Below are 15281 nucleotides of genomic sequence, written 5' to 3'. Positions count from 1 at the left end.
GGCTTAGCGGGGCGAAGTGGTGGACCTGGGCAGAATCGAACTGCCATCTCCTCAATGCGAATGAGGTATTTTGCCGTTAAACTACAGGCCCATACGTCCAGCACGACTGGGTTTAAATCCGAAATTAAAAATTCGAAATGTAAAATGGATTTTTATCGGAGCGGCCGGATTCGCACCGGCGATCTCCGCGTCCCGAACGCGGCGCGTTAGGCTGCTACGCTACGCTCCGAATTTTAGTGCGGGGCAACTCGCGAAGAAATGAGCTTGCTTCTCGCTGGAAAGCAGAGCGTGTCTTACTTAATTGCTCTGCAATTACAAGAAGCGAAGCGACTGGTTTGCTTAATTGCGTTCCCGAACTAAGTCACCCAATATTTCTTTTTGGTCATTTTATCTCTTTTCATTTCCAACTTCTCTCTTTCTTCCCGAGCTTTTTGGGCTAAGTTTTTCAGTTTTTTTTCTGATAATTTACCCAATTTTCTAGTTTCTTTTTCTAAAAATTCTCTTTTATTTTTCTTGGGATCATCTAAAACATAACTTAAAAGAATATCGAGCATCTGACCTATCTTGGGTCCCGGTTTTGATCCTAAAATCTTCATTACATCATTGCCGTTAACTTTTAACGTTCTGGTTGCAATTGGGTCTTGGGAAACTTTCTCTATCACATACCTCAAATGGCGGAGTTTATAAGGCTCAGCCTTGGGAACGCCAGATCCTATTCTATCTGCCATTCTCACCTGAAGCAATTCGTCCATATTTTCGAGTCCTACTTGACGAACTAATCTTCTGACTGAACTTTCTGAAACTTCGTCAACATTATAATAAAAAAGATGATATCTAACGAGCTTACTGATTTTTTCAATTTCTTTCTTGGAAAATTTCAGGCGGTTTAAAATTTGAGCTGTCATTTTAGCCCCAAAAATTTCATGGCTATAGAAGGTAGCATCAGGTCCCTCTCCTTCTTTAACCCGGGGTTTAGCGATATCATGGAATAAAGCGGCTAGCCTAACATATTTATTGAAATTTTTCTTTGCTGCATATTTCAAAGAAAAGATAGAATGCTCATAGCAGTCATAGATATGATGCTTATTTTGAGATACCCTGTATCCTTCTTCTAATTCTGGCAAAATATATTTTAAAAGCTTTAATTCCCTTAATAACTCAATACCTTTCGAAGCTTCCTGGGCCATAATAATTTTCATTAGCTCGTCTCGAATTCTCTCTTTAGAAATAGCCCTGATCCAGGGGGCATTTTTCTGAATAGCCTGAGCGGCTTTCTTTTCAATTTTAAAATTCAGGGTAGTGGCGAATCTTGCTGCCCTCATCATTCGCAAGGAATCTTCAAAAAATCTGTCTTGAGGATTTCCGACTGTCCGAATCGTCTTGTTTTTAAGATCTTCCTGGCCGCCAAATGGATCTATAATTTCTGCTTTCTGGCTTAAGGCCATTGCGTTAACCGTGAAATCTCGTCTGGCCAAATCTTCTTTGATGCCCCTTGCCCATTTTACGGAGTCTGGATGTCTTTTATCGGTATATTTTTCATCAATTCTATAGGGAGTAATTTCAATTTCCTTTAATTTCGGGTTTTCAGATCCGGTTAAGACTGTGACTGTTCCAAATTTGTTATCAGCGAAACTCTTTGAAAAAACCTTGCTAATTTCTTTTGGTTTAGCGTTGGTAGCTATGTCCCAGTCTTCAGGTTCTGCTTTCCTAAGCAAATCCCGGACACACCCCCCAACAATATAACCTTCGAAATCTCTTTTGTTCAATTGATCAATAATAAATTTTACTTCTTTTGGAATCTTCATATAATTTACATTAAACTCATATGTCAACAATTTAATCTTAATTCAAAAGCTTGTTTTTTTCAATCCGTTCGATTAACTCAGGACTTCGAGTCGTGAGCTCAGTCGAACGATTGTCCTGAGCTTGCCGAAGGACAATGATTTTGATAAAATAAAGACGCCCTCGTAGTATAATGCAACCGCACATCGGAACAAAACTTGGTGCGGGGCAAGTATCATTAAGGTTTTTACCCCGTACTTTTTGTCCCTGTGGTGAAATGGATATCACAACAGTCTTCGGAACTGTTGTTGGGGGTTCGAATCCCTCCAGGGACACAGAGTTTAAAAATAGTGCGGGGTGAATCATGCCGAAGGTATAAATTTTTTTTAAACATGAAGAAAATAATTTTAGTAATTTTAATTCTTTCATTCCCAATCGCCTTTTTTTCGTTAATTCCCCAAGAAGTCCAGGCTCAAATTGGATGTCCCGAAGGAGGATTAGTTCCTTGCGGCAGAGATTGCGACGATCCTAGTACTGGCGGTATTGATGAATCCCAGCCTTGTCAGCTTTGTCACTTTTTTATTATGTTTGACCGGATTGTTGATTTTATTATGTTTACCCTGGTTCCGATAGTTGCCGTTTTAATGCTGGTTATTGGCGGAATAATGTTCTTTCTCGCCGCCGGAAATCCTGGAGCTTTAACTCAGGCAAAGTCAGTAATTACCTCTGTGATTGTTGGATTAATAATTATTTATGCCGCTTGGATAATTGTGAACATGTTTCTTGTGATCATTGGAGTGGCTGATTGGACGGGCCTATCAACAGGATGGTTCATAATAGATTGCGAGATTACTCACACTTAAAACAGAATCCATAAAGCAGCACCCATAGCTCAACAGGTAGAGCAGGGGCCTCTTAAGCCCAAGGTTGCAGGTTCAATTCCTGCTGGGTGCACATGAATACAAAAATTCAAGGTGGGTTAAGGCCGCCTTTTGTTTTTGACTAAAAAGGTCTATAATTGAAAAAGACAGGTTTAATCAATAAAAAGAGAAAGAGTTTATGTTAACTCCCAAAGAAAAAGAAAAAATTATATCAAGACACAAGCTCCACGGAGTAGATACCGGTTCACCCGAAGTTCAGATTGCTTTGTTGTCCGAAGAAATTAAACAGCTGCTTTTGCACTTAAAGAAACATCCTAAAGATATCCATTCCAGGAGGGGCCTTTTGAAAATGGTGGCTAAAAGAAAAAGCCTTTTAGGTTATTTAAAAAAAGAAAGTACAAGAAGATATAAGAATATCTTAAAAAAAATGGGGCTTAAGAAATAATGAAAGCGATGAAACACAAAGAACAAAGAGTAAGTATTTTCATTGATGCTCAGAATCTTTATCATTCGGCTAAAAATCTTTACCGAGCCAGAGTTAACTTTCAAGAAATACTAAAGACAGCCGTTAGCCAAAGAAAACTAATCAGGGCTTTTGGCTATGTTGTTAGGACAAAAACTGGAGAGGAAAAACCGTTTTTTGAAGCCTTAACCAAATTAGGTATTGAGACGAGAATCAGAGATTTGCAAGAATTTTTTGGGGGAGCAAAGAAAGCGGACTGGGATGTCGGAATTGTCATTGATGCCATTAGAACATCTCCTTCGGTTGATGTAATAGTTTTAGTTTCCGGTGACGGAGATTTTATTGCTTTGGTGGAATATTTAAAGAATCAGGGCAAAAGAGTAGAGGTCATTGCTTTTGGCAGATCGGCTTCAGGGCAATTAAAAGAAGTAGCTGACGAATTTATTGATTTGGACAAAAATCCAGATAAATATCTTTTTAAAAAATAGAATGCAAAATTATACTTTTCAAACAGAATTTGGTAACCGAAAACTTAAGGTAGAAATTCGGCATTTAGCCGAACAAGCCAACGCCGATGTTTTGGTTCGTTGCGGAGATACCTTGGTTCTTGTAACGGCAGTAATGTCGAAAGAAGAAAAGGAAGGATTGGGTTTTTTCCCTTTAATTGTTGATTATGAAGAAAGGTATTATGCGGCCGGTAAAATTAAAGGTCCTCGCTACATTAAAAGAGAAAGTCGGCCCTCTGACGAGGCAATTTGTAACGCCAGGTTAATTGACAGGACTATTCGGCCTTTATTCCCTAAGCACTTAAACCGGGAGGTTCAGATAGTTGTTACTGTTTTATCCTGGGATGGCCAGAACGATCCAGATATTTTGGGCTTACTTGCAGCTTCTGTTGCTCTCTCAATATCCGACATTCCCTGGTCAGGCCCAATTGGGGCAGTCAGGATAAGTCAAATCAATGACAAATTTCTTTTAAATCCTACTTATGAAGAAAGGGGGGGGAGCCCAATGGATTTGATTCTTACCGGAGGAAAAACCGGGAAAGAGTTTTTGATTAACATGATTGAAGGCAGTTTTGAAGAAATAGAAGAAGATTTAATTTTAAAATCTTTCAAGTCAGCCTTGGCTGATTTAAAAAAACTTGTTGATTTTCAAGAAGAAATTAGAAAAAAAATCGGCAAAGAAAAGATTACTTTTTCAGTTCCGATGCCTGATTTAGAGCTAGAAAAAGAAATCAATAAATTTTTAGGTAATAAGTTAGAAAAAGCTCTTTTCCAGGAAGAAAAGACAGAAAGGACGGAGAACGTGAATAAAACCAGAAAAGATCTTTCTTGTTTTGTTGAAGAAAAATATTCTGATCAGGATAAAATAAAATATGCCAAAGATTTTTTTGAAAAAGAAATTGGAAAATTAATGCATCAAAATGTTCTCCAGAAAGGAAAAAGACCAGATGACAGATCTCTAGATGAAATAAGGGAAATTACAATAGAAGTTGGGTTATTGCCTAGAACTCATGGTTCGGCTCTTTTCTGCCGAGGCCAAACCAAGGCTTTATCTATCTTGACCTTGGGAGCGCCCGAGGACCAACAATTACTAGAAGGAATGGAAATTGTTGGAAAAAAGAGGTTTATGCATCATTATAACTTTCCTCCCTATTCGGTTGGAGAAATTAGACCGATGAGAGGGCCGGGCAGAAGAGACATTGGCCACGGGGCATTGGTGGAAAAATCTCTTTTACCTTTAATCCCTGGCTTTGATGAATTCCCTTACACAATAAGAGTGGTTTCGGAAATTCTTTCTTCAAACGGTTCCACCAGCATGGCTTCGGTCTCTGCTTCTTCTCTGGCTTTAATGGATGCAGGAGTGCCAATCAAAAGACCAGCAGCTGGTATTGCTCTCGGATTAATGACAGATAAAAATGGCCGTTATAAGATTCTGACTGATATTCAAGGACCAGAAGATTTTCACGGTGAAATGGATTTTAAGATGGCGGGAACCAAAAAAGGGGTAACGATAATTCAAATGGATGTTAAAATTAAAGGAATCACGGAAAAAATATTTAAAGAGGCTCTGGAACGGGCGAAAAAGGCTCGACTCCAAATACTAGACAAAATGACGAAAGTTTTGCCTTACCCTCGGCCAGAACTTTCTTCTTTTGCTCCCAGAATTTTAAGCTTGCAAATTAACCCAGAAAGAATTCGAGACGTGGTGGGGCCAGGAGGAAAAATAATTAACGAAATAATCGCTGATACTGGGGCAGCAATTGATATCCAGCCAACTGGTTTAATCTTTGTTACCTCTGACTCTGAAGAGTCGGCTAAAAAAGCAGTTGACCGAATAAAGGATATAACTAGAGAGGTAAAAGTTGGTGAAGTTTTTCAAGGAAAAGTCAAAAAAATAGTTAATTTTGGAGCTTTTGTTGAAATTTTACCTGGTCAAGAGGGTTTAATTCATATTTCTCGGTTTAGACCGTGGCGGGTAAACAACCTTGAGGAATTGATAAAGATAGGCGATATTTTACCGGTTAAGGTGATTAACATCGACGAGCAAGGGAAAATAGGCCTATCTCTTGAAGATGCCAATGGCCAGGCCGCGTCTAAGAAAAACTAAGTGAAATGCCGGAGAAATCAAATAAAAAAGAAAAAAAGGAATTTTTACGAAGAGAAGATATTAGGACCATGGAGAAAGATCTTTTAAGACTAAAAGAAAAACAAGCAAAAGAAGAAAGAGAGAGGGTATCAGTCCTAAAAACCGGAATAGAGATAAAAAAAGAAAAGGGAAAAGAGGCGAAAGAAATAGTAAAAAAAGAGGAACGCCCTAAAGAAGAAATAAAAACAAGAAGGGAAGGAGTTCGAGAAAGAGAAGAAGAGGAAGAAAAAAAGTTAGTTGAAGAAATTGAAAGAAAATGGCTTGAAGAAAAAGAGAGAAGAGAGAAAGAAGAAACAGAGAGGAAAAAAGCAATTAAAGAAAAAATATTATCCCGAGAAAAAGAAAGACAGAATTTAGAAAAGGAAAAAACTCAAATTGAAGTTTCGCTTCAAGAACTCCCCCTAAAGAAAGGGCCTCTTCAAAATGAAAAAAAGGACTTTTTAGAGAAAATTGAACAATTGAAATCAGGTCTTCAGCCTATTTTGGAACAGGAGAGGAAAATTGAAGGAAGAAAAAAAGAAATAGAGATAAAAGAAAGGAAGGCAGCCACGCCCGAGAAAAGGAGAGAAGCTGAACAAACAAGATGGCAGGTTGAACAGGAAAGGCAGAAAATTGAGGAAAGAAAATGGGCAGAAGAAGAAGCAATTGAGAAAACAAACACGGAAATAAAAGCAACAGAAAATGAAATAAAGATAATTTTTTTAGAAGAAAAAAAACTGCAGAAAAGACAGGAAGAGATTATTCAAAGAGAAAAAGAAATGGCTCTGGAGGAAGAGAAAACTAAATTAGAAGAAGAACTAGCGGGAATCCAGAAAGAAAAAACACCCTTAGAAGAAGAATTGGACGGACTTTCGGAAAGGAGAAAAAAAATGGAAGAGAAGTTAGCCAACATTGCCCGAGATGAAAAATCTATTGAAGAAGAAATAAGAATTGTTGAAGAAAGAGAAGCTAAGTCTCCTTCGGTAGAAGAACGAAAGGAAATCGAGAAAGGAAGATGGGGGGCAGAAAAAGAAAGAACAGAAATAGAAAAAGAAAGGTGGAACATAGAAGAAAAAAAGAGCAAGATAGACCTTCAGATAAAAGAAGCTAGCTTGAAGCACCAAAGAATTAAAAATAAAGGAGAACGTATCAAAGAAAGAATAAAAGAAATTGAAAATATTTTAATAGAAGAGGGGCGAAAAATGGTTTCAGGAAAAGAAGAAAAGCCTCCAGAACAAGAAGAAACCTCGAAAGAAAAGGCAAAAGAAAGAAAAAATGGATCACCCAAAGAAGAATTAGCTGATGAAGAACTTATCAAAAAAGCTCAAGAAAGATTAGAGAAAATAAGAAATGGAACTAAATCTACGGGACTAGAAAAAGAAGAAAAATTTGTACCCATCCCTAAGAAAGAAACGGGAAAAGAGAGAAGACCGGCAATAGAACTGGCGGAAGAAAAACTTATACCACCCCTTGTTCAACCGGAAAGAAAAGAAAAGAAATCGATAATAGAACCAATCAAAAAAATAATAATATCTTTCAAAAAGGAAAAAGAGGCGAAAGAAGAAAAAGAAGAAAAATTTGTACCCATCCCTAAGAAAGAAGAAAGTGGAAAAATTAGAAAAAAAATTAGAACCGATGAAATGAGAAGAACAGACGAAAAGCAGAGAAGAGAATTTCTAGAAAGAATTGATGCTGGAAAAGAAAAAATGGCTGAGCCTATTGGAAAAGAACCTATAAAAACGGCAAGAGAACCCTCTGTAATCTTAAAGCCTCTTCCCAAAAGACCTTCTTCTTATGAGAAAATCTTCATCCGATTCTTGGTTTTAATTACATTTTCGGTAATCTTAGTTGGTAGCCTTTTCTTTGGTTACTGGCTTTTGACAAGAAAGCCGCCTCCTCCCGAAAAGATCACTCCCCCCGAAGAAATCGTTCCTCCTGAAGAAACTCCGGCCAGCGAAGAAATTACCATTCCTCCTTCTCCTTTTTCTATCGGTGAAACAAAAACTTTTGAAATTTTCGAGGTTAACGAAATTTCCTCTTTTATAGAAAAGGTTTTGACGTTGAAATTGACAAACGGGGAGTTTACCCGGCTTGTCTTTAGAGATATGAAAAACGGCCAATTAATGAATCTTGCTGATCTTTTTTCTGCCTTTCAAATTCAACCTTTAGATGGCTTTTATTCAAAAACAGCGAATAATGAAATCTTTTTCATCTGGACTCAAAAAGAAGGCAAAAGATTTGGTTTTCTAATTGACATTACAGAAAAAGAGGCAATGGAAAATTTATTAAGATTATGGGAGGCGGATATGGAGGAAAACTTTGAAGAACTTTTCAGGTTATTGGGAAAAACTGAACCTGCCAGTCGAGATTATTTTGTTGACTTAAAATACAAGGGAATAGCTTCGCGTTGTCAAACTTTTACCAAAGATGACTTAGGAATTTGTTACTTGGTTACTGACCAATTCTTAATTTGGACTTCGTCTTTTGAAAGTATGACTTATATAATAGAAGAAATAATGGAATCATTGACTAGTAACAATGGATAAAAAAAATATTCAAGAGTTTAAAGAACGATTAGAAAAAGATAAAGAAAACCTTGAAAAAGAACTGTCTTCGTTTGCCAAAAAAGATGAAAAAACTGCCGAAAACTGGAACACTCGATATCCGCATTTTAACGGAGGAACAGGTGGCCAAAGACTAGAAGAAGCGGCTGATGAAGTTGAAGAATATGTCACTTTATTGCCAATAGAAGCCAGCCTTGAGTTAAAGCTTCAGACGGTCAATTCAGCTTTAAAGAAAATAAAAAAAGGCAATTATGGTAAATGCGAAAAATGCAAAAAAATTATTGACCTAGAAAGACTAAAAGCTTATCCCGGAGCTAAGACCTGTCAAAAATGCAGGAAATAAGACGTAGGTAGTGATGCTCAGGATGTGAATTAAGGTCCGGAAGTTATCTGTTACGGTCTTTTTGTGTCGGCCAAGGGAATCAATAAAAAAACCGAGCACATAAACTATGTGCTCGGTTTTTTTTATACTAGATTAGCGTCCGAAGCTTTGGTTTCTTCGTTTAGCGTGACACTCTCTACAATAGAGTGGTCTATCTCCAGATGGTTCAAATGGAAGCTCAGTTATTGCGGTGCCGCATTCAGAACATTTCCAATCCCCTTGATACATTTTTCTGGGAAAATCTCCTCTATTGGATTCAAATTTTTTGAAAGCCATGAATTGAATTAAATTATATTAAAAGAAAAAGCGACCTTTATAACCCTTCGATATTGCTCGGGATTATCCTGAGCCTGGACTTCGGCTGATCTCAGTCAAAGCCTCAAAGGATAACTCTTAAGTCGCTCTACTTATTTGAGCCCTCGTTAATTCTTTGAAACTATCAAAGACTTACTTTAAGATAACTCGACTTATAAGTCTAGTATCATTATACTCGTTATTCAAAATAAGTCAAGCCGACTGGTCAAGTAGTTCTGTCTCTCTATAGTCTAAGCGAAGCCAAAACATCTCGTACAGATATAGGTCGCAGGTAGCTCTCATTCTTCTCGAGTCGCCTTTTTATTCACCCAAAAGGTTCTAATCTGGTTCACCAAGCGGCCTTAGTATTAAAAAATTGCCAAGAAAGCGGTTTTTGTGTTAAAATAAATATAGGATAACCAAATGATCATAGGATTGATTTCAGAAATGACCCCAAAAAAGAATTAAAGCCAATCGGTAAAATTTACTGGTTGTAATTCAAAATCATGAAGAACACCTTAGGATCAAAACCATCTTTTTTGAGGCCTACTGTTTTAAGGCCTACTGTAAAAAAACAGAAAAAACCCTCTGGTCCCCTAAGTTTTTTTGACGAAAAGAGAAATTGGCAAAAGGGTAACGCAAAAAAAAAGCTCAGCCAGTCACGTTTAATTCCTGGTAGCGGAAGCAAATATTACAAAAAACGGGAAATAGATCAAATGTTAGATAAAAGATTTCCGTGGAGTACAGATAGAGGCTTTATTTCAAGAAGTAATGCCATAAGTGAACTTAAAAAGATGAGAATGGAAGAGCATCGAGCCAAAACAGGAGAGGAAAAAAGAAGAATCAAAGAAGAAAGAGATTTCTTAACACAAGGATTCGGGTTGAAAGGAAAGTACTAGTCTCATATACGGTATTTCATACCATATCCATCACAGAAACAATACGCATCACAGGCCTCAGACACCAGTCAGAGGCCTTTTTGTTCCCAAAGAGAGTTGCCCCCTTTAATAGGCCATGTACCGTGGCCTATTAAACTTGCTGCCGCCCCTGGCAGCAGGAGCGAGGCTCGCCCCGAAGGGGCGGGAGCCCGTCGAAGGGGATTATGGTGAGGACTTCGCCGAGCCCTTCGGCAGTGAACTCAAGACGAACCTGCTCAGTCAAGACCCCTCGCCGAACCATTGGCTTAAATTTGAGGTGAAGACGAGAGTTTTGGGGTTCGAGTCTCGTTTAAGAGGATAAACTGCTCCATTTATCAGTAGAGTTTCCTATTGACACAAATCCAAATTTAAGCTATATTGAAATGAATTAGGTTGGGGAACCAAGCAAACAAGTGGACGACACAAACTGCTCGTTGACCAACCAATCCCACCTTGCGAGAATAACGATCGATTAATCTGGCGATGAATCGAAGGGGTGCTGTAACTTTTCTCCAAGATCGGGATAATAGATAGAGCGGTTTAGGCCAATTGAATGCGTGTTCTCAGCCTTTTTATTTTTGATTTAAAAACCATGAAAGCATTAATTATTGCAGCCGGCAATGGCACAAGAATGCAGCCAGTAACTCGCGGGAGACATAAGTCTCTAATGAATTTGCTTGGTTTAAAAATTATTGAAAGAGTAATTTTAGCGGCAAAAGCAGCGGGAATTTTTGAGTTCGTAATTATTACTGGCTATAAAGGAAAAGAGCTTAAAGAAGCTATCGGTGACGGAAGTCGCTTTGGTATTTCGATCACTTATGTTCAGAATAATAAATGGGAGAAGGCAAATGGAATCTCTGTTTTTAAAGCGAAGGGTTATTTTAAGGAAAATTTTATTCTTCTAATGTCTGATCACGTCTTTGACTGGCAGACACTCCTTAAGCTTAAAAGGATAAAATTAAAAAAAGACGAATGTGCTCTAGTTATAGATAAAAATTTGGACTCTGTTTTAGACATAGATGATACCACAAAAGTTTTAGTTAAAAATAATAAAATTACCTCAATAAACAAGGGCCTTGATGTCTATAACGCTTACGATACCGGAATGTTTTTATGCTCTCCCTATATTTTTAAAGTTCTAAGAGAAACTATCTCGAATCATAAAAATTCATTGACTAATGGAATGAGAGTTATTGCAAAAGAAGGAAAATTGAGGGCGTTTAACATTAAGGGCAGATTTTGGTCAGACTGTGATACTTATGCAGATATTAAGTTTGCAGAAAACAAACTTCTTAAAAATCTCAATAAATCCGAGGATGGTATTGTATCAAAAATAATTAATCGAAAAATTTCTATATTTATTTCAAAATACTTAGTAAAAACCGGACTTACTCCTAATCAAATTTCTATACTCAATTTAGTGCTTGGAATTTCATCTGCCCTTCTTTTTGCGAAAGGGGGCTTCCCTTGGATCTTTATGGGAGGGATATTGGCCCAGATGACTTCGATTACCGACGGCTGTGACGGAGAAATTGCAAGGCTCAAGTTTTTATCAAGTAAATTTGGTGCCTGGCTTGATGATGTATTTGATCGTTATATAGATATGTTAATTGTAATTGGCATGGCTTACGGCTATTGGACAATTAGTCAAAATTCATTAGTTTGGCCTATTGCAGCATTTACGGTCATGGGGCTTGCGCTTCTTAATTATCTACCTGCCAAACATCGCGACATAATAAATCGTAACCTTGTGTGGTATGGGCCTAAATTTAAAAGACCAGGAAGGCTTCTTCTTATTATGTTCGCCGGAATAACAGGTTTAATATTTCCTACATTAATATTAATTGCCTTAATTTCCAATTTAATATCTATTTCCAGGATTATTACTTCTGCAAGAGAAAATCAAAAATTAGCAAAGCTTCTTCAATGAATATTTACAAAAATTTACCCGTGTTTTAGTGCTTCAATCCCTGGAAAGTCAAAGCAGATGGTTTCACCGTATAATTGTTTAAAAGCTGATTTGACACATTCATCATCAAAGCCAACAAAATCGTCAAGCCCTCCTAAGTTTTATTCCACAAAGTTTTAGGGGGTAAAAAGGCGATTTTTTGGTAGAATGAAATATATGAAAATTTCAAAATCAATTTTCATTAGCGGAATAATAGTCGCCATAATTCTTTTGGCTATTTTTGCTTTCAACAGGACGGATAATGAACCTGGGAAATATGATGCCTTCGCGAAGTGTCTTAGTGATAATGAGATAAAAATGTATGGTGCATACTGGTGCCCTTATTGCAATGACCAGAAAGAAATATTCGGCAATAGTTGGAAATATATAAATTATATTGAATGCTCGCTTCCCAATCAGGCTGGCCAAAAACTTATATGTCAACAGAATAATGTAAAGGCCTATCCAACCTGGGAATTTCAAGACGGTCAAAAAATTGAGGGCAAGCTATCTCTTGAACAATTAAGTCAATATGGCGATTGTGAATTAAAATAATAAATATGAGGCCATCAACTCAAATCATAGTTTTTGCAATAATTGTTGGCGCAATATCCGGAGCGTTAGCTGGATTTTTAGTTTTAAAGTATCAATCCCCGAGCCAAAATGAACTTATAAAAGATTTTTATCTAACTGAAAATGCGGTTCATGTCAGTCCTCATGGCTTACGAGGGAAAATGGATAAAGGAATTAATGACTTTGTTCTTGTTGATTTAAGAAGCCAAGAAGAATATGAAAAAGAACATATAATGAGCGCAATAAACATACCTGCCTACAAAGACCCGGATACCTCAGCTTATGGCGATATAGATAGAATTCTTGGGGAGTTTTCAAAACTGCCGAAGGACAAAGAAATTATTGTCTATTGCTATAGTATGCCGTGTATGACTGGTAGAAAAATTGGGAAATTGCTCGCTGAAAATGGTATTTATGTAAAACATCTTGGAATAGGTTGGAATGAGTGGAAACACTTTTGGAATTTATGGAATCACGAACATGAGTGGGATACAACAAATGTTGAAGATTATATTGCAAGCGGTAAAGAACCGGGTGTTCCAAAAATAAAGGATAATTCTCAAGGATGTCCAATTGAAGGAGATTTCGGTTGTTAAAATTTGGAGAAGCCATGTACCGTGGTCTACTAATTACCTTAAATTTGAGATGGAGGTGAGGGTTTGATCGCCTTTTGGACGGTTTTTTGGTAGAATAAAGAAAAGAATTTAATAAAAAACATGGCAATTTTTGATGAATTAAAATCTATAGGGAAAGTTCTTCAAGAAGCTGGAAAAATTGAACAATATCAACAAATCCTTGAAGCACAAAAAAGACTTTTGGAAATGCAAAAAGAACTAAATAATTCAGAAGAAAAGATTAAAAACTTAGAAGAAAAGCTGAGAATTAAAGAAAGTTTGTTTTACGAAAATAATTGTTATTGGGTTAAAAAAGACAATGATCAAAGAGAAGGTCCTTTCTGTTCTCGTTGTTGGGACAAAAACAAGGATACTATAAGAATGCATCCTTTAGGTAACCCTGCTTATGGTGAATGTCCTGAGTGCAAAAATAGAGTTATAACCACAAGACGAAATCCTGACCCTCCTCACGCTCCAAGAGCAAGAACGTCTTATTTATAATAATCATATAAAGCTTCAAAACTATCACTTTTTTACCTTTAAAAAACAAGCTTATTTTAAATAAAAGCTGCCCAGCGATGGGCCTTTTTTTGTTTCCTTCTATTTAGTATCTGTTATAATTAAATCAATGCCTTCTAAAGTTTATTCAGCAGCCATCGTTGGACTTGATGCACAAATTGTTGAAGTAGAAACAGATGTTTCTTATGGGTTAAGGAATTTTAGTATTGTCGGCTTGCCAGACAAAGCAGTAGAGGAATCAAAAGAAAGAGTGGGGGCGGCAATAAAAAGCATTAAGTTCTCTTCGCCCCATCAACAACCTCATCGTATTTTAGTTAATTTAGCTCCAGCTGATTTAAAAAAAGAGGGCTCATTATACGACCTTCCTATTGCTTTGGGCTATCTTTTGGCTTCAAAACAGACTAAATTTAATCCTGAAAATAAAATTTTTCTTGGAGAATTAGCTTTAGATGGCAAATTAAGGCCGACAAGGGGAGTACTTTCTATTGCCCTGACGGCCAAAGAACAGGGTTGGAAAGAAATAATTTTGCCAAAAGCTAACGCTGCAGAGGCAGCCCTGGTGAACCCCGCTAGAGAATCAACCTCTAATAAAGTAAAAAAAATAAAGGTCATCGGAATAGAAAATTTGAAAGAAGCGGTGGATTATTTAGAAGGAAGAAAAGAAATTTTGCCAACCGAAACAAGAATTGAGGGACTTTCAAAAGACATAGATTATCCGGTTGATTTAGCCTGGATTAAGGGCCAAGAATATGCCAAACGAGCTTTAGAAATTGCAGCTGCTGGCGCTCATAATTTATTTATGATTGGCCCTCCTGGGGCCGGGAAAACGCTACTAGCCAAAGCTATTCCCTCAATTCTGCCTTCTCTTTCTTTTGAAGAGGCTTTAGAAGTAACTAAGATTTATAGTATAACTGGCATTCTACCTCAAGAGAAACCTTTAATAAACTTACCGCCTTTTCGCGCTCCTCATCATGCCTCTTCAGAGGCTGCTTTAATCGGCGGTGGTAATCCTCCAAGGCCAGGCGAGATAACCCTGGCTCATCGGGGCGTTTTATTCTTAGATGAATTCCCAGAATTCCACCGTGATGTTTTGGAAAGCCTGCGGCAGCCGATTGAAGAAGGGGAAATTTCTATTTTGAGGGCGAGACATTCTTTAGCCCTCCCAGCCAACTTTATTCTGGTTGGAGCTTCCAACCCTTGTCCCTGCGGCTATTTAAACGACCCGGAAAAGGAATGTCAGTGCCAAAGTTCTCAGGTCCAAAAATATCGAAGAAAACTTTCGGGCCCCTTGATTGATAGAATAGATCTTTTTATTGAAGTTCCTCAATTAAAGTACGAAAAACTAATCCAAGAAAATTCAGAAAAAAGTAGTTCTAAAATCAAAGAAAGGGTCGAGAAGGCTAGAATTTTACAAAAAGAAAGATTTAACAAAGATGGAGTTATAACTAATTCTGAAATAAGGATCCCTCAGATTAAACAATATTGTCAAGTTGATAGTAAGGCTGGCAATCTTCTAAGGAAGGCTGTAGATTCGGGCCAGCTTTCAGCTCGTGGTTATCATCGGGTTTTAAAAGTAGCTCGAACTATTGCCGATTTGGCAGATTCAAAAAATATTTTAACTGAACATGTGGCTGAAGCTTTAATGTATAGAATAAGAGAAGAGCGATAAAAAAAAGGCCGAGTTTATCGGCTTTTTACATTGGCAAAAGATAT

At 37.3% G+C, this 15281-nt stretch carries 14 protein-coding genes and 4 tRNA genes; 14 read left to right on the top strand and 4 right to left on the bottom strand.

Going from position 1 to position 15281, the window contains the following annotated elements; translation table 11 throughout:
* Positions 1-17: 17 nt before the first annotated feature.
* From ENH66_01005 to ENH66_00995, 3 genes are all read right to left on the bottom strand, one after another.
* Positions 18-91: transfer RNA gene (locus tag ENH66_01005), tRNA-Ala, on the bottom strand.
* Positions 92-155: 64 nt separating this feature from the next.
* A tRNA-Pro gene (locus tag ENH66_01000) sits at positions 156-229 on the bottom strand.
* 127 nt (positions 230-356) lie between these two features.
* Positions 357-1805 (bottom strand): HD domain-containing protein, encoded by a 1449-nt coding sequence (locus ENH66_00995; protein HDZ54276.1) that lies wholly within the window; start codon positions 1803-1805, stop codon positions 357-359.
* A 240-nt stretch (positions 1806-2045) separates the two neighbouring features.
* Between ENH66_00995 and ENH66_00990 the strand changes: the two genes are divergently transcribed.
* The 8 genes from ENH66_00990 (at position 2046) to ENH66_00955 (ending at position 8664) form a co-directional block, all read left to right on the top strand.
* Positions 2046-2117, top strand: a tRNA-Arg gene (locus tag ENH66_00990).
* Positions 2118-2174: 57 nt separating this feature from the next.
* Entirely contained in the window at positions 2175-2645 is a 471-nt protein-coding gene (locus ENH66_00985) for a hypothetical protein (GenBank protein ID HDZ54275.1), read from the top strand.
* Positions 2646-2663: 18 nt separating this feature from the next.
* Positions 2664-2736: transfer RNA gene (locus ENH66_00980), tRNA-Lys, on the top strand.
* 105 nt (positions 2737-2841) lie between these two features.
* On the top strand, positions 2842-3108 hold the full coding sequence (locus ENH66_00975) for a 30S ribosomal protein S15 (protein ID HDZ54274.1): 267 nt from the start codon (positions 2842-2844) through the stop codon (positions 3106-3108).
* Positions 3108-3614, top strand: a complete 507-nt coding sequence (locus ENH66_00970) for an NYN domain-containing protein (protein ID HDZ54273.1) — start codon at positions 3108-3110, stop codon at positions 3612-3614. The genes ENH66_00975 and ENH66_00970 overlap by 1 nt, the downstream gene beginning before the upstream one ends.
* A gap of 1 nt (position 3615) precedes the next feature.
* Positions 3616-5739, top strand: coding sequence for a polyribonucleotide nucleotidyltransferase (pnp, locus tag ENH66_00965; GenBank protein ID HDZ54272.1), 2124 nt, complete (start codon positions 3616-3618; stop codon positions 5737-5739).
* A gap of 5 nt (positions 5740-5744) precedes the next feature.
* Positions 5745-8303, top strand: a complete 2559-nt coding sequence (locus ENH66_00960) for a hypothetical protein (GenBank protein HDZ54271.1) — start codon at positions 5745-5747, stop codon at positions 8301-8303.
* Complete coding sequence (locus ENH66_00955) at positions 8296-8664, top strand: TraR/DksA family transcriptional regulator (protein HDZ54270.1); 369 nt, start codon at positions 8296-8298, stop codon at positions 8662-8664. Before ENH66_00960 ends, ENH66_00955 begins: the two co-directional genes overlap by 8 nt.
* A gap of 132 nt (positions 8665-8796) precedes the next feature.
* On the opposite strand, the gene ENH66_00950 is transcribed toward ENH66_00955, so the two are convergent.
* Positions 8797-8979 carry a hypothetical protein gene (locus ENH66_00950; GenBank protein HDZ54269.1) on the bottom strand — a complete coding sequence of 61 codons (183 nt, stop codon included), beginning with the start codon at positions 8977-8979 and terminating at the stop codon, positions 8797-8799.
* A 524-nt stretch (positions 8980-9503) separates the two neighbouring features.
* Here ENH66_00950 and ENH66_00945 point away from each other — a divergent pair.
* From ENH66_00945 to ENH66_00920, 6 genes are all read left to right on the top strand, one after another.
* Positions 9504-9896: a hypothetical protein gene (locus ENH66_00945; protein HDZ54268.1), complete on the top strand. Its 393-nt coding sequence runs from the start codon at positions 9504-9506 to the stop codon at positions 9894-9896.
* Between the two features lie 571 nt (positions 9897-10467).
* A complete protein-coding gene (locus tag ENH66_00940; GenBank protein HDZ54267.1) occupies positions 10468-11844 on the top strand; it encodes a hypothetical protein in 1377 nt (458 codons plus the stop codon).
* A 195-nt stretch (positions 11845-12039) separates the two neighbouring features.
* Positions 12040-12417 carry a hypothetical protein gene (locus tag ENH66_00935; protein ID HDZ54266.1) on the top strand — a complete coding sequence of 126 codons (378 nt, stop codon included), beginning with the start codon at positions 12040-12042 and terminating at the stop codon, positions 12415-12417.
* A 5-nt stretch (positions 12418-12422) separates the two neighbouring features.
* On the top strand, positions 12423-13031 hold the full coding sequence (locus ENH66_00930) for a rhodanese-like domain-containing protein (protein HDZ54265.1): 609 nt from the start codon (positions 12423-12425) through the stop codon (positions 13029-13031).
* Between the two features lie 120 nt (positions 13032-13151).
* On the top strand, positions 13152-13550 hold the full coding sequence (locus ENH66_00925; protein ID HDZ54264.1) for a hypothetical protein: 399 nt from the start codon (positions 13152-13154) through the stop codon (positions 13548-13550).
* Positions 13551-13677: 127 nt separating this feature from the next.
* Positions 13678-15237 carry an ATP-binding protein gene (locus tag ENH66_00920; protein HDZ54263.1) on the top strand — a complete coding sequence of 520 codons (1560 nt, stop codon included), beginning with the start codon at positions 13678-13680 and terminating at the stop codon, positions 15235-15237.
* Positions 15238-15281: the final 44 nt, after the last annotated feature.

The sequence above is a fragment of the Candidatus Nealsonbacteria bacterium genome, from assembly GCA_011050465.1.
Lineage (GTDB): Bacteria > Patescibacteriota > Minisyncoccia > Minisyncoccales > RBG-13-36-15 > RBG-13-36-15.
This window is presented reverse-complemented; position numbering and strand designations above follow the sequence as displayed.

Excerpts from the sequence above, each read along its gene's own strand:
- ENH66_00995 (HDZ54276.1), bottom strand. The coding sequence starts at position 1,805 with ATGAAGATTCCAAAAGAAGTAAAATTTATTATTGATCAATTGAACAAA.
- ENH66_00985 (HDZ54275.1), top strand. The coding sequence starts at position 2,175 with ATGAAGAAAATAATTTTAGTAATTTTAATTCTTTCATTCCCAATCGCC.
- ENH66_00975 (HDZ54274.1), top strand. The coding sequence starts at position 2,842 with ATGTTAACTCCCAAAGAAAAAGAAAAAATTATATCAAGACACAAGCTC.
- ENH66_00970 (HDZ54273.1), top strand. The coding sequence starts at position 3,108 with ATGAAAGCGATGAAACACAAAGAACAAAGAGTAAGTATTTTCATTGAT.
- pnp (HDZ54272.1), top strand. The coding sequence starts at position 3,616 with ATGCAAAATTATACTTTTCAAACAGAATTTGGTAACCGAAAACTTAAG.
- ENH66_00960 (HDZ54271.1), top strand. The coding sequence starts at position 5,745 with ATGCCGGAGAAATCAAATAAAAAAGAAAAAAAGGAATTTTTACGAAGA.
- ENH66_00955 (HDZ54270.1), top strand. The coding sequence starts at position 8,296 with ATGGATAAAAAAAATATTCAAGAGTTTAAAGAACGATTAGAAAAAGAT.
- ENH66_00950 (HDZ54269.1), bottom strand. The coding sequence starts at position 8,979 with ATGGCTTTCAAAAAATTTGAATCCAATAGAGGAGATTTTCCCAGAAAA.
- ENH66_00945 (HDZ54268.1), top strand. The coding sequence starts at position 9,504 with ATGAAGAACACCTTAGGATCAAAACCATCTTTTTTGAGGCCTACTGTT.
- ENH66_00940 (HDZ54267.1), top strand. The coding sequence starts at position 10,468 with ATGCGTGTTCTCAGCCTTTTTATTTTTGATTTAAAAACCATGAAAGCA.
- ENH66_00935 (HDZ54266.1), top strand. The coding sequence starts at position 12,040 with ATGAAAATTTCAAAATCAATTTTCATTAGCGGAATAATAGTCGCCATA.
- ENH66_00930 (HDZ54265.1), top strand. The coding sequence starts at position 12,423 with ATGAGGCCATCAACTCAAATCATAGTTTTTGCAATAATTGTTGGCGCA.
- ENH66_00925 (HDZ54264.1), top strand. The coding sequence starts at position 13,152 with ATGGCAATTTTTGATGAATTAAAATCTATAGGGAAAGTTCTTCAAGAA.
- ENH66_00920 (HDZ54263.1), top strand. The coding sequence starts at position 13,678 with ATGCCTTCTAAAGTTTATTCAGCAGCCATCGTTGGACTTGATGCACAA.